This is a genomic window from Chryseobacterium tongliaonense, assembly GCF_041224435.1.
GTDB classification, from domain to species: domain Bacteria; phylum Bacteroidota; class Bacteroidia; order Flavobacteriales; family Weeksellaceae; genus Chryseobacterium; species Chryseobacterium tongliaoense.
Genome location: NZ_JBGFFD010000001.1, coordinates 465,136 through 477,783, shown reverse-complemented (window position 1 = coordinate 477,783; position 12,648 = coordinate 465,136). Strand labels below are relative to the sequence as shown.

General features: G+C 37.2%; 14 protein-coding genes. 10 read left to right on the top strand and 4 right to left on the bottom strand.

From position 1 onward, the window contains the following. Position 1 precedes the first annotated feature (1 nt). Both AB8P06_RS02335 and AB8P06_RS02330 read left to right on the top strand, forming a co-directional pair. Positions 2-613, top strand: coding sequence for a YdeI/OmpD-associated family protein (locus AB8P06_RS02335; protein ID WP_369837332.1), 612 nt, complete (start codon positions 2-4; stop codon positions 611-613). Positions 614-625: 12 nt separating this feature from the next. After that, on the top strand, positions 626-2,191 hold the full coding sequence (locus AB8P06_RS02330; protein WP_369837329.1) for a tetratricopeptide repeat protein: 1,566 nt from the start codon (positions 626-628) through the stop codon (positions 2,189-2,191). 3 nt (positions 2,192-2,194) lie between these two features. Here AB8P06_RS02330 and AB8P06_RS02325 read toward each other — a convergent pair whose 3' ends face one another. The 4 genes from AB8P06_RS02325 to AB8P06_RS02310 all read right to left on the bottom strand — a co-directional run bounded on the left by AB8P06_RS02325 (position 2,195) and on the right by AB8P06_RS02310 (position 6,329). Then, positions 2,195-3,100 carry a hypothetical protein gene (locus AB8P06_RS02325; protein ID WP_369837328.1) on the bottom strand — a complete coding sequence of 302 codons (906 nt, stop codon included), beginning with the start codon at positions 3,098-3,100 and terminating at the stop codon, positions 2,195-2,197. Positions 3,101-3,110: 10 nt separating this feature from the next. After that, positions 3,111-3,944 (bottom strand): hypothetical protein, encoded by an 834-nt coding sequence (locus tag AB8P06_RS02320; protein ID WP_369837325.1) that lies wholly within the window; start codon positions 3,942-3,944, stop codon positions 3,111-3,113. A 10-nt stretch (positions 3,945-3,954) separates the two neighbouring features. Next, positions 3,955-4,815 (bottom strand): complement C1q domain-containing protein, encoded by an 861-nt coding sequence (locus AB8P06_RS02315; RefSeq protein ID WP_369837322.1) that lies wholly within the window; start codon positions 4,813-4,815, stop codon positions 3,955-3,957. Positions 4,816-5,054: 239 nt separating this feature from the next. Then, a complete protein-coding gene (locus AB8P06_RS02310) occupies positions 5,055-6,329 on the bottom strand; it encodes a Y-family DNA polymerase (RefSeq protein WP_369837320.1) in 1,275 nt (424 codons plus the stop codon). Between the two features lie 273 nt (positions 6,330-6,602). On the opposite strand from AB8P06_RS02310, the gene AB8P06_RS02305 reads away from it, so the two are divergent. From AB8P06_RS02305 to AB8P06_RS02270, 8 genes are all read left to right on the top strand, one after another. Beyond that, positions 6,603-7,103, top strand: coding sequence for a M15 family metallopeptidase (locus tag AB8P06_RS02305; RefSeq protein WP_369837318.1), 501 nt, complete (start codon positions 6,603-6,605; stop codon positions 7,101-7,103). A gap of 89 nt (positions 7,104-7,192) precedes the next feature. Then, positions 7,193-8,230 carry a patatin-like phospholipase family protein gene (locus AB8P06_RS02300; protein ID WP_369837315.1) on the top strand — a complete coding sequence of 346 codons (1,038 nt, stop codon included), beginning with the start codon at positions 7,193-7,195 and terminating at the stop codon, positions 8,228-8,230. A 338-nt stretch (positions 8,231-8,568) separates the two neighbouring features. Then, positions 8,569-9,138, top strand: coding sequence for a DUF2589 domain-containing protein (locus tag AB8P06_RS02295; RefSeq protein ID WP_007840114.1), 570 nt, complete (start codon positions 8,569-8,571; stop codon positions 9,136-9,138). Positions 9,139-9,213: 75 nt separating this feature from the next. Continuing rightward, the gene (locus tag AB8P06_RS02290) at positions 9,214-9,897 is read left to right on the top strand and encodes a hypothetical protein (protein ID WP_369837312.1); all 684 of its coding nucleotides are present in this window, start codon (positions 9,214-9,216) and stop codon (positions 9,895-9,897) included. A 2-nt stretch (positions 9,898-9,899) separates the two neighbouring features. Further along, positions 9,900-10,457, top strand: coding sequence for a hypothetical protein (locus tag AB8P06_RS02285; RefSeq protein ID WP_369837310.1), 558 nt, complete (start codon positions 9,900-9,902; stop codon positions 10,455-10,457). A gap of 202 nt (positions 10,458-10,659) precedes the next feature. After that, entirely contained in the window at positions 10,660-10,830 is a 171-nt protein-coding gene (locus tag AB8P06_RS02280) for a hypothetical protein (protein WP_007840117.1), read from the top strand. 140 nt (positions 10,831-10,970) lie between these two features. Beyond that, entirely contained in the window at positions 10,971-11,468 is a 498-nt protein-coding gene (locus AB8P06_RS02275) for a hypothetical protein (protein WP_369837306.1), read from the top strand. 242 nt (positions 11,469-11,710) lie between these two features. Next, positions 11,711-12,631 (top strand): helix-turn-helix transcriptional regulator, encoded by a 921-nt coding sequence (locus AB8P06_RS02270; protein ID WP_369837304.1) that lies wholly within the window; start codon positions 11,711-11,713, stop codon positions 12,629-12,631. The last annotated feature ends 17 nt before the right edge of the window (positions 12,632-12,648 follow it).

Sequence of the window (12,648 nt, the reverse complement as noted above, 5' to 3'; positions counted from 1 at the left end):
GATGGAAAAATACAGCTCAAAAATAGATGGGTATATTGAAAAATCCCAGGATTTCGCAAAACCTATTTTACGTTATATCAGAGAAACCGTTCATGAATTCTGTCCTGAAGCCGAAGAAACCATGAAATGGAGTTTTCCGCATTTTATTTATCAGGGGAAAAACCTGTGTGCAATGGCATCTTTTAAACAGCATTGTACTTTTGGATTCTGGCTGGAAAAAGAAATGAAAACAATGAAGGATATTACGCAGGATATTGAAAAGAATTCAATGTTCAGCTTAGGAAAAATTACAAAAATTGAAGATCTGCCTTCTAAACCTCAGCTGAAAAAAGCGATTAAAGAAGCCATGGAGCTTACCGAGCTGGGCGTTACCTTAAAAAAAGCCCCGCCCTCTAAAAAAGAAACAGAGATTCCCGATTATTTCAAAAAAGCTTTGGACGAAAATAAGCAAGCCGGTGAGGTTTTTAAGAAAGCATCTCCTTCGTTCAGAAAAGAATATATAATGTGGGTGACTGAAGCTAAAACAGAAACCACAAGGAATAAAAGATTAGAACAATCTTTGGAATGGATGGCTGAGGGTAAAAGCAGAAACTGGAAATACGAAAAAAAATAAATCACAAATCAGATGAAGAAAAAATTTCTCCTCTTTTTCTTCGGAATTATGACCGTTTACGTCTATTCTCAATCTTTTGATTTTGAGAACAGGTACAAATATGCACGTTCTCTTTCCAATAAAAACCCGGACAGCTCGGAGATTGTGCTTAATCAGATCATTGAATATGCCCAAAGAGACAATCAACCGAACTACCTTGCGAAAGCCTATTACTTAAAAGCATTCAACAGCTATTTAAAATCTGATGCAAAAAAAACACTTGATTTTTCAGAAAAAGCTTTAGCTGTTTCCCAACAAAATAATTATCCTGTCGGAAAGGCTTTAACGTATAGAATGCAGGGAACCCAATACGCAAAGCTCGGACTTTTAAAAGAGTCTGAACAAAGCCTGAACCAGGCGATTTCCGAAGTTAAAAATGATAATACCGATGAAGGACACGAACTGAAAGGACAGATTTATAATTCATTCCTGATTCTTCTCAACCAGAAGGAATATGGTAAAAAAGAGTACTATTCTAAAAATGCCATTCAGGAGTTTCAGAAAATCAGAAATGTTTCAAGAAGAAATGAGCTTCTGGTCTCTGCCTATACCAATATGGGATACAATCTGGCTGAAACCAAAAAGTTTAACGAATCTAAATCTTATTTCCGGAAAGCGCTCGCACTGGTTGGGAATGAGAATTATTATTTGAAATGCAGTATTCTTCATGATATCGGGTTTTCTTTTTCTGAACAGAATAAACCGGACAGTGCCATTTCTTATTACCGTGAATCATTGAAAATTGCAGATCAGTACGGTTTTAATGAAAAGAGAATTGAAATCACCGAAAACCTCGAAGCAGCCTATGCAAAACTCAATGATGAAAGTAACGTTCAGAAGTATAAATTAGAGCATCTGAAGCTGAAAGACAGTGTTGCCTACAATCAGAAAATGGCTGTGAATGAAACGCTTTCCAACAAAGAAAAAAGCTTTGGTCGGGAGCTTCATAAAAGCCATACTTTATCAAAAGCCCTGATTGTGATGTGCCTGATTTTAGTTTTAATCCTGGGAGTATTTGTATTCAAGATCATTCAGCTCCGAAAAAAACACAGGGATATTGTTGCCAAAATATATCAGCAGGGCATCACGCCGGTTTCTTATGAAGAAGATCCACAGGAAACAGCAGAAGAAATTCCGTCCGGTACAGATGAAAACACAGAGCCTGAAGATCTGTTAAAAATTTCTCCTGCAGTAGAAGAAAGTATTTTAAACGGGTTAAAGTATTTTGAAGAGAACCTGCATTTCAACAATAAGAACGTTTCACGCTATAATCTAGCTAATGAACTGAACTTCAACACAAAGTACCTATCATCGGTTATTAAGAAACACAAGAATTTTAATTTCAATCAATATATCAATCATTTACGGATCAATTATATTGTCGATAAGCTCAAAAACGAGCCAAAATTCAGGAAATACAAAATAAATCATCTTGCTGAAATTACAGGATACTCTTCACACAGTGCCTTTTCCCTGGAGTTTAAAAAAATTGTAGGCATTCACCCTTCGGCGTTTATAAAAACTCTGGATAAAATTTAATAATTACTGCTCAACAATCGTTAAGACATTATATCCACCCGTATTAAGAAGCGGACGTTTATCAGTATCCCATGCAACATTGATCCATACGAAAGGTCTCAATTTATCTCCCGCATTCAGATAAACGCTTACTGTACAGGCTGAACCAACAATTACCGCATTGGGAGGATTCCCCGTATCCTGAGGATAACCGTTATTGGTTTTCACCCTTTGGGTTACTACATTGGAAGAATTTCTTACTTCCCAGATCGCTTCGGTCTGGTTTTGTCCAAAGCTTGTATTCACCTGACTGGAAGCGAGGGCAAAAGTAAAAGTTGCGAAGTAAACTCCTGCTCTCGGTGCTGTAAATTCTCCGGTAGCTGGATCAAAATTCGTTCTCGGCTGCCCTGAGTCGGAGTCTAATTTTTCTGCCCATGAAGTCAGATAGGTAGAGGACCTGCCGGGAATCCCGTCTGTATAATTCCCGATAGGCCAAAGTCCTGTTTCAAAAACCGTACAGTTGTTGTTTGTTTTTTCTGCCATAACAACGATTCTCGGTTTTCCATAAGGAAGAATAGGAACCCATACTGCACCATCAGAGTATTCTATATATCCTTGTACTCCTATCGCCGGATTGGGATTATAACGGGTTGCTCCCGCGCCGGCCTCAGCCGCAGTCTGGTTGGTCATCCCTATCGCCATGGAACCGTTAGCGCCGTTTCTTAAATCGACAGCTACTTTCGGAGATGCAACGCCAACTCCTATTTTTCCGGTTTTATCCACTGAAAATTTTTCAGCTGAATTGACTTCCAAAGCATTCGCCGGACTGGGATTATTACCTCCTATGCTTATCTGAGCCTCTGCTGTACCCGAAAGGAACATCGATACACCAAAAGTCAGGAATACTATATTTTTATAATTTAATTTCATTTGTGTTAGATTAAAGTTCGTAAATACTGATACTGTTATTCGTTCCGCTGTTTCCGGTGTCTATATTTCTGCTGCCTCCGAAATTGTGATACACTTTAAACTGAATGGTATTTCCTGCAGATAAATTAAAAATAGCCGTACAGTTACCACCTACAATATTGTTTACTGTTGAAACATCCCAGGCAGGATAAGAATTTACACTTCTGTAGGTCTGGATATTATTTGTAGCCATATTGCTTTCAATAATCGTTTCTATTCTTGAATTCTGGGCAATATTGGCATCTGCCAATGAAATATTGAATGAAACAATGTAAAAACCTGCTCTTCGTGCGGTGAAAGTACCTGTTGTCGCATTAAAATCAGATTGAGAATCAGTAAGTACCGACCATCCGCCCACTGCTGTGGTTGCATTATTGGCAAATGACTGAGTCGTACTTTTATTGGCTAATATTAATGCTTTTGGAGGCAGGGTCATGGGAAGGTTATGCCAGCCGATTCCGTCTGAATACTGAATAATATTCCCCGTACTGTATCGGATTGCTCCGGGACCGGCTACTGCAGGAGTCTGTGTACTGGTTCCCAAACCAATAATACCTTTCTGATCGGCAGAACGAACATCTACTTTTGTTATGGGATTCAAAAGTCCAACGCCAAGCTTGCCATCAGAAGTCACCACTACATCGTTCAATACCTGTGATGCTGTTGGGGTACCAACGTTATCTTTTCCACTATCTATGTGCAGTGGTTGTAAAGGATCTTTAGTATAAATCCCAACTTGAGCGTTTAGTGTAGTTAAAGAAAAAAATAGAATAAAAAACAGTGCTTTATATAAGCTTTTCATCATAATTGTGTTTTTAATGTTCAATAATTGTCAGGTTATTAAATCCTGCATCGGGATTCGTCCAGTCTGAATTCATTCTCAATGCCCGTGATCCGGAACCTGTTATATTTTGGCGCAATTGCGGACGAACGGTCTGATTGGCCGTCAGCCTCAAAGTAATGGTCGCTGAACCTCCTACCTGCGCATCTTCATTGGCCCGGGCAAATGTTTTGAATGAGCGGGCTAAAATAGAACCTGCACTCGGACTGTAAAACTGGCTGGTTACCTCAGAAGAATTGGCTACAGACCCCGAAACAAAATTGTAGGTCATTAAAAAAGTGTAGACTCCGTCTCTCGGTGCAGTAAAAATTCCGGTAGTTGCATCAAAACTATTTGATAAATCTCTGACCTCATCCCATCCGGTAATGTTAACATCTGAATTGTAAGCTACTGAGAATGCAGTAGTCATCCGTGCTACAACAACTGCTTTGGTAGGCAAAACGATAGCTGCTTCCCAAATATTTCCGTCCGAAACCTGGATTTTTGCTGAACCTGATTCGTATCTGACAGCTCCTGCTCCTGCAGCACTGGCACTCATAGTAGTAGTTCCTAAACCAATGGCATTCTGCAATCCGCCTGATCTCAAATCAAGTTTTACAACCGGGTTCAATACACCCACTCCGACAAACCCGTCATTAGTAACCACAACATCATTTGATGCCTGTGTACTGTTGGGAGCGCCTGTGTTAGGATTGTCCTTACCGCCATCAACATGAAATTTTCCCAAAGGATTACCTGTATTAATCCCTATTTGTGCGATAATCGTATTAAAGAATGGAACAGATAATAGAATAGCGAATACGCTCTTACGAATAAAAGCATTAAAATTTTTCATACATTTTGTTTTTTTAGAATCGATCAACTCTGCTGCAAAGATAAATGCAAAGTTCCATTCTTTACAATACCCTAAATAAACACAAAAAAACTTAAATCACTGAAATAACAGCATTTACAAGGGTAAAAAACAATTTTATTGAATACCAGAATTCGGAATTTTAATAGTTTTGATAAAAATATGAATAGCGTAAAAGCCTATTTTAAAAGAATTCTATCTTTTTAGGCAGGAAATAGTGATTAATGAAATCTGAAATTCGCTTCGGGAAGTGTATTATTTTTTAAAAAGGCTTCGTATTCAGGAGACAGTTTTGCCCGGCCGAAAGTGTTTTCTCCGCTCATACTTCCCAAACGGACCTTATCTTTCCCGAATTTTTTATTCATGGCATCCATTGCCTTCATCACCGGCAGATGCTGATTCTGGGTATCTTCTTCAAAAAGGCTGATCAGTCTTTCGTTTTCAGGAACGAAATCATTCACCATCACTCCTGCTCTTTTATAATGAAACCCTTCTTTATAAATTTCTTCAAACAGCTCATTCACCACCCGGCCAATAAGAATAGACGAGTTGGTAGGATTGGGCAGGATCCGGGTTATGGCATTTCTGTATTCGGGCAAATCTTTCCTGAAACGGTTGGTCTGAACAAAAACGGTAATCATTTTGCAGCATGTGTTCTGTTTTCTCAATCTTTCAGAGCAATACATTCCGAAAGTTTCCACCCGCTCTCTTACCTGCTCTTTTTGGGTCAGCATTTCCATAAAGCTCCGGGTCACCGCAATAGATTTTTTTGGAGAAGGGCTATCCAGCTCCAATTGGCGGATTCCTTTTAATTCATTTACCATTCTCACCCCATGGACTCCCATGATTTTCTTCACCCACATTTCAGGTTTCTGAAACAGGTCCCAGGCTTTATACACTCCATTGTCATGCATTTTTACCGCAAGTCGCCTTCCAATTCCCCAAACATCACCAATGTTTAACCATTTTAAGGCTTTTTCGATTTTTTCGGGAGTGTCTAAGATGTAGACTCCATTAAACTTTTCAGGAAATTCTTTTACTATTCTGTTGGCAACTTTACAAAGTGTTTTTGTAGGTGCAATTCCGATGCTCACCGGAATATGGGTAGTGCTCTGGATATCATTCCTGATTTCTGTACAGTAGTCAAATATATTAATGTACTTAAAGCTACTCAGGTCCAGGAAAAGCTCATCAATACTATACACTTCAAAATCCTTATCTACATATGATTTAGCAATATCAATAACCTGCTGGCTTTTAAAATTATACAATTCAAATTTTGCAGAAAAGCTTTTCACATCATGTTTTTTAAAAAGCTCTTTATATTTGAAAGCAGGAGCTGCCATGGGAATCCCAAGTGCTTTGGCTTCCATACTCCGGGACACAACACATCCGTCGTTGTTGGAAAGTACCACAACGGGTTTGTTTTCAAGTTCCGGATCGAGTGTTCTCTCACAGGAAACGAAGAAATTATTGCAATCGACTAAAGCGTACATGATGAAAATCTGAACATTTCAATATACAAAATTATAACTTTTAAGGAATAAAATCTTGCTTTATTTAAAATTTAACCAATATATTAAGATACTGATTTACAAAATATTAAAATTATTTAAACACGACATGTTTTGTCGCATCAACACGGTAAATTGTATTTCAAAAACCCTTCGGTTTTATCTCCGACATACGCAGTAGTTTTTAATTCTAATACGTCAAGTTTCGTCGTTACGACCGTCTATTTTTGCTTCCAGACAATAAAAATTACAATCATGGATAAAGTAACTCTACAGAGAATTGAAAAGCTTCACCCTTTCGTAAGAGAAGAAGTTAAGCAGATTATTGAAGAATGTCATAAAGCCCTTACCGGAAAAGCTAAAATAAGAGTTACACAGGGCTTAAGATCTTTTGAAGAACAGGAAAAACTGTATGCACTCGGAAGAATTACAAAAGACAAAAAAGTAACCAACGCCAAAGCCGGACAAAGCATTCATAATTATGGACTCGCGGTTGATATCTGTTTAATCACCGACGGAAAAGCCGTAAGCTGGGATAACGCTAAAGACTGGGATAACGATGGTATTGCCGACTGGTATGAATGCGTGAAAATTTTTGCAAAATACGGCTGGGATTGGGGCGGAAACTGGAAAACGCTGAAAGACCTTCCCCACTTTGAAAAAAGGCATATTTCCACCCAAAAAGGGATCATCAAAACCGGTTGGAGAATACTTTCCAAAATGGCACGAGATAAGGATGAATATATTATCCTATAATTCTATTCAGGTTTAAAATATTTAAAATACGACAAGTTCTGTCGCTTCCTCATTATACCTTTGCTTCACCAGAAAACAGTAGAAAAACAATGAAAAAGACAACCATTCTTTCTTTGGATGGCGGCGGAATAAGAGGAATAATCACCTGTATTATTTTACGCTACATAGAAGAACAGCTCCAATATTATGATAAACCAAGTGCAAAACTTGGCGATTATTTTGATTTGGTAGCGGGAAGCAGCACCGGCGGATTGATTGCTTCTATTATTCTATGTCCTGATGAACACCGGAAAGCTAAATATTCTATCCAGAAAGGATTGGAATTATACGCTGAAAAAGGTGGCGACATATTCCAGGTGTCTTTTTGGGAAAAACTGCTCAACCCATTTGGGTTGCTGAATGAAAAAATTTCCCAGGAAGCGCTTGAAAGTAACCTGAATGACTTTTTTGGACACCTTGAACTTAAAGAACTGATAAAACCCTGCTTAATAACCAGCTATGATATTGAAAACAGAAGAGCCAAACTTTTTAACTCATGGAAAGCCAATCTGAGCACCGATAATTTTTATGTAAAAGATGTCTGCAGAGCAACTTCAGCTGCACCGACTTATTTCAGCCCGGTTCAGATAAAATCGATGTATGGCCAGATCTTCAGTCTTATTGACGGCGGAATGTTTGCGAATAATCCTGCATTATGTGCGTATGCGGAAGCCAGAAAAATTCCGTTTGCAGAAGTTTTGAAAAACCACCAGAAGGCCAATCACCCGATCGTTAATGATATGATTATCATTTCTATCGGAACAGGAATAGAATCCAGAAGTTATTCTTTCAGAAAGCTGCAGAAGGCGGGAAAAATCGGATGGGTAAATCCGATTATAGATATCCTGATGTCAGCTAATGCAGAAACAGTTGATTATCAGCTTTGTCAGATGTTTCAGACTTTAGGGCTCAGAAATCAAAAAAATTATTACCGCATCAATCCGTCGTTAAAAAATGCTTCTCCTTCGATGGATAACGTAAGCAGATCGAATATTGAAAATCTGATCCAGGCCGGTTTAAGCTATATTGATGATAACAGGGAAATATTAAACCAGATTGTTCAAAAACTCATTAAAAACAAAATATAAGTTTATTAGCTTATAACTACTCGAAATAAGCTTTAAAGCTTATATTAATTAAATTCTATTTTTTTCAAAATTTAATTAAAATAGAAAATAACACGTCAAGTTTTGTCGCTACCGACCATTATCTTTGAATAAACAAAATAACCAAGGAAACTCTCTTCTAAAGAAGCCGTTTCGGTCTTAAAGACACTCTAATTAATTTTAATCATTCATCATGTTTTCAGTTTATAAAAATACTGAACCGGATCCTGATTACCCGATTTGAATATTAGTTGCTAGCACTACTATATATTATCACCAATTTTTTTTTAACCAATTAATTAACCTTAAAATTTCAAATTATGGCAAATTTAGTACAAGAATTAAACAGTTTAGATTTCAGCGTTTACATCGGTGGGCCTATGCAGGCAGCAATCAAAGCTCAACATGATGCTTCTCTTTCACAGGTGAACTTCATTAAGGAGGTAGGTTTTGTTCCCGGAACCACTCCTACCGATCCTACGCAGCTTAGGTATGTGGATTTTAATTATAAAAAATCAGTTCCTACTGAAAACGCAGCTGAACCATTCGCTACCTCGGAAGTTACTTTAAAAGTCCCGTTCCTTTCGATGCTTACCATTCCGGCTTTGAGAATTGACGAAATGACGATTGATTTTAATGCCAAATTAAATTCAGTGGAAACTCAGAATGTTGCAAGCGAATTTCAAGGCAGTGCCTCAATCAGTGCAAAGTTCTGGAAAGTTAAATTCAATGCATCCGCTTCTTATAAGAAAACCAACTCAAGTACGTCTACTACAGAAAAAACATACACTTTAGGTGTACATGTAAAAGCTGTAAATGATGAATTACCTGCCGGTCTTTCAAGAATCCTGGATATGCTGGAAGACAGTATTGTTGCTGTTTCCAACTAAACTTTTCTTTATCGGATGGTTGCTTCGGCAGCCATCCTTTTTACACAATCATTTAATAATTAAAAAAAACATATCATGCCAAAATTGAATGAATATTTGGGAGGCATTGTCTCTGAAATTGCTTCTGCCAGAAAGATGGCAGACATACAAACCGTACAAATCGCAAAAGAATATGCCAAAGATGATTTATTGAAGCATTTTTCTATTCCGAGAATGAAAGTGGGAACCGTAGATCTTACCATTCCTTTTGCTGCAGCCGGAAAATCTCCGATACTGCCGTTTAGAACTTTTGCTTACGATGAGATCATTAAAGTAGCCAAAACAGATTACAACCCTTTAGATACAAAAAACGATGAGAGTTTAAAAGCATTTTTGATCGATCTGGAAGTGTATTATAATGACGGTATTAAAAAAGTGCGGGAAGAAAATACTTCTACCATCACCGATTCTCAAATGGAATATTTTAAGCTCATCCCGGAATATACGCTTGAATTCTGCAAAACCCTTCCTAATTTCAGATGGCAGCAGACAGATCCCCAGTTTTTCCATCAGAGTATCTTCGACAGGGTGATTTATGAAGCCAGAAGAACGATCGAAAAAATTGAAGACTACGAAATCATTGTAGAAGCAAGCAAGCTGCAGGAACTGGATGCCAAATGCATTATCTACGCTAAAATGAGCGTCAGCGAGGCCGGCATGGAATGGTCCAGATACGAAGACATCAACGGAAATATCATAGAAACATTAATCCCTGAATAATTATGATGAAAAAATCACAATTTATCTTAGTAAGCCAGCTGAAGGAAAAGCTGATGGGATTTCCCGAAGTTGTTTCCTCACTGGAAAAAAAGGATCCGCATTTTGTTGAAAAAATGATGACATGGCTGAAGTCTGCAGAAGATATTTTTTCTACTCACAATATCAGTGAGGTTTCAGAAATGGCAGGTTTCAGAGGAAAAATTTTAGCTGGGAAAATCAGTGATGAAAGAGGAATCAATATCAGGAAAACCCAGATCAAAATCGCTGCCAATATTCTTTATGATGCACAAAGTATCGTATTGCATGTTTTGACCCCTCATGAAAGAAAAATGGATGAGTGCAGGGATATTACAAAGCAATTATTAGCCTTGGCCGCACAGACCAAAATGCTTCATTATAACCCGCAAAATGACTTTGAAGATTTCGTACGGCAAGTCTGGCATTACATCCTCTCAGACAACGATCTGAAACCAGGAGGTATAAAGCTTAAATCGATGCTTTCGGAAATGGATATCATTATGCTTTTTGCGGATGAAATAGATTTAAACGATTTTTCTTAAAATATAAAATAGCTCAAATTTTTTGAGTTATTTTTTTTTCACGTCAAGTTTTGTCGCTTTCCACTATTACTTTTGGAATATAAACACAAGCAAAACAGCAATCAATTAAAAGCTTTTAAAAGACCTTGAAACCTGCATTTATAAATGCCGGACAGCCTGAAATATGTTCAAAATTTAACACCAATTTTTTAAACCAAAAGACATGGAAACACCAAATCACAATCCAGATATAATTTTTGACGAAGATATCTACACCATCAACTGGAGCGATATCGAAAACGTAGAGATCGACTATGAAAACTATCTCAACGACATTGAAAATTTTTTCAAGGAAGATTTCGACAATGATACTTTCGAAGAAGAATTTTTATAACCATATATTATTTTAAACTCACGGTTCCAAAAGCTATCCAGTATTCTTTTACCAGTATACCACTATAGTCTCATTCATCCTTTGAATTCACCATTCACTTTATTGGATAGCCGGAACCGTGTTTAAAAATTAATCTTAAAATGTATTTAAATCCCGTGACAAAATTCAACATAAAATACGACACCGATATATATAATAAAATCCATCCTTTACAGGTGGAAACAGGATGTATCATCAAACCGCTTTATATACGATGGCAATATGAAGGAAATGAATATGGCTTTTCTGCATATGATGATCAACCCATTACTTCGATCTACTTGTCTCAGGATTTCATTCTGGTGCAGTATACTCAAAATGAAAAACTTCCTGAACATCATTTATTTTTATATAACCTGAGAAAGGAAGTTATCAAATTGATAAAGACTCCGGAATTAATCAGTCGGGAAACAAGAAAATACGCGACAAAAGGTTGTATAGAGGCTCTGGGAAATACTATTTATTATGGCGGTAAAAAGTATCTTAAGGTAAGTATAGGTCCTTCTATTTCTGAAGAGCATTATTTTGAGCAGCAATTACTGGATCTCAACACTTTTAATTTTCATCCTGCCTTCGCCAATCCTGTTTATTACAGGTAGAATATTGAATTGATGCAATCTTCTTTTCATCATTTATGTTCAAAATATGTGATCATTTGTTTCTAAATTTTTCGCCTATCTGTCTTTTCACCTACCACAAAACTTATCCACAAAAATAAAACACGACACGTTTTGTCGTATTAAGAGCCTATATTTGTTAGAGAAAACTGAACCATGAAACGCAAAAGCGTTCCATTCGATAAAATAACTGTAATCAAGCTGCAAAGCATAAAAATAGACGAATGAAAAAAGATTTTTACTTGACAAGATATGCCCTGATCATTAAAAGACTGGAAAGCTCACCTGCAACATATGGACAGCTGGAAGACTATCTGCTGAACTCTTTTGAATTTCAGGATGCAGGAATAAAAAGCTATTCCATCCGGACTTTGCAGAGAGATATCCGTGAGATTTCCGATCTTTTTAATCTTTCCATTCATAATAAAAAGAAAGGGGATAACCGCTATTACATCGAGAGCCGACCGATTATGGAAGTGGATGAATACAATCAAAAATTACTGGAATCTTTCCAGGTAAGCAATGCATTGAACCTGCATCCGGATTTTTCAAATTTTATTTTCTTCGAAAGCAGAAAGCCAACAGGAGTAGAACATTTTTATGATCTTTTTTTTGCAATACGTAATAAAAGGATGGTCTCTTTTGAGCATTACAATTATAAAAACAAACTGATGACTTCCCGGACAGTTCATCCTTTAGCTTTGAAAGAATCCAAAGACAGGTGGTATCTCATTGCCATTGATACTAAAGATAAAGCATTGAAATCTTTCGGGTTAGACAGGATCAATTATCTCGACGTCAGTAAAAATAAATTCAGGGAAAAATACAGTTATAATTTCAGGGAACATTTTAAAAATGCTTTCGGGGTCATGAATCTGACAGAGCAAAAGCCTCAGAAAATTGTTTTAAAATGCAGCAGGCATCAGGGAGAATATATTAAAAGCTTCCCTCTTCATCAGTCACAAAAGGAAACCAGGGAAACTCCCGACGAAATCTATTTTGAATTTTTCCTGCATCCTACCTACGATTTTATGCAGGAAATTCTTTCTTACGGCAAAGAGGTAACTGTTTTAGAACCGAAACCTTTAGTTGATGACATCCGCACTCATTTGCAGGAGTCTTTGAACAGCTATCTGGAAGAGTAAAAAATTCATTATTTCAT

Bases quoted from the DNA above. Each gene is read 5' to 3' on its own strand.
- AB8P06_RS02275 (WP_369837306.1), top strand. From the start codon at position 10,971: ATGTATTTAAATCCCGTGACAAAATTCAACATAAAATACGACACCGAT.
- AB8P06_RS02290 (WP_369837312.1), top strand. From the start codon at position 9,214: ATGCCAAAATTGAATGAATATTTGGGAGGCATTGTCTCTGAAATTGCT.
- AB8P06_RS02310 (WP_369837320.1), bottom strand. From the start codon at position 6,329: ATGTACGCTTTAGTCGATTGCAATAATTTCTTCGTTTCCTGTGAGAGA.
- AB8P06_RS02325 (WP_369837328.1), bottom strand. From the start codon at position 3,100: ATGAAATTAAATTATAAAAATATAGTATTCCTGACTTTTGGTGTATCG.
- AB8P06_RS02320 (WP_369837325.1), bottom strand. From the start codon at position 3,944: ATGATGAAAAGCTTATATAAAGCACTGTTTTTTATTCTATTTTTTTCT.
- AB8P06_RS02285 (WP_369837310.1), top strand. From the start codon at position 9,900: ATGATGAAAAAATCACAATTTATCTTAGTAAGCCAGCTGAAGGAAAAG.
- AB8P06_RS02330 (WP_369837329.1), top strand. From the start codon at position 626: ATGAAGAAAAAATTTCTCCTCTTTTTCTTCGGAATTATGACCGTTTAC.
- AB8P06_RS02270 (WP_369837304.1), top strand. From the start codon at position 11,711: ATGAAAAAAGATTTTTACTTGACAAGATATGCCCTGATCATTAAAAGA.
- AB8P06_RS02300 (WP_369837315.1), top strand. From the start codon at position 7,193: ATGAAAAAGACAACCATTCTTTCTTTGGATGGCGGCGGAATAAGAGGA.
- AB8P06_RS02315 (WP_369837322.1), bottom strand. From the start codon at position 4,815: ATGAAAAATTTTAATGCTTTTATTCGTAAGAGCGTATTCGCTATTCTA.
- AB8P06_RS02335 (WP_369837332.1), top strand. From the start codon at position 2: ATGGAAAAATACAGCTCAAAAATAGATGGGTATATTGAAAAATCCCAG.
- AB8P06_RS02295 (WP_007840114.1), top strand. From the start codon at position 8,569: ATGGCAAATTTAGTACAAGAATTAAACAGTTTAGATTTCAGCGTTTAC.
- AB8P06_RS02305 (WP_369837318.1), top strand. From the start codon at position 6,603: ATGGATAAAGTAACTCTACAGAGAATTGAAAAGCTTCACCCTTTCGTA.
- AB8P06_RS02280 (WP_007840117.1), top strand. From the start codon at position 10,660: ATGGAAACACCAAATCACAATCCAGATATAATTTTTGACGAAGATATC.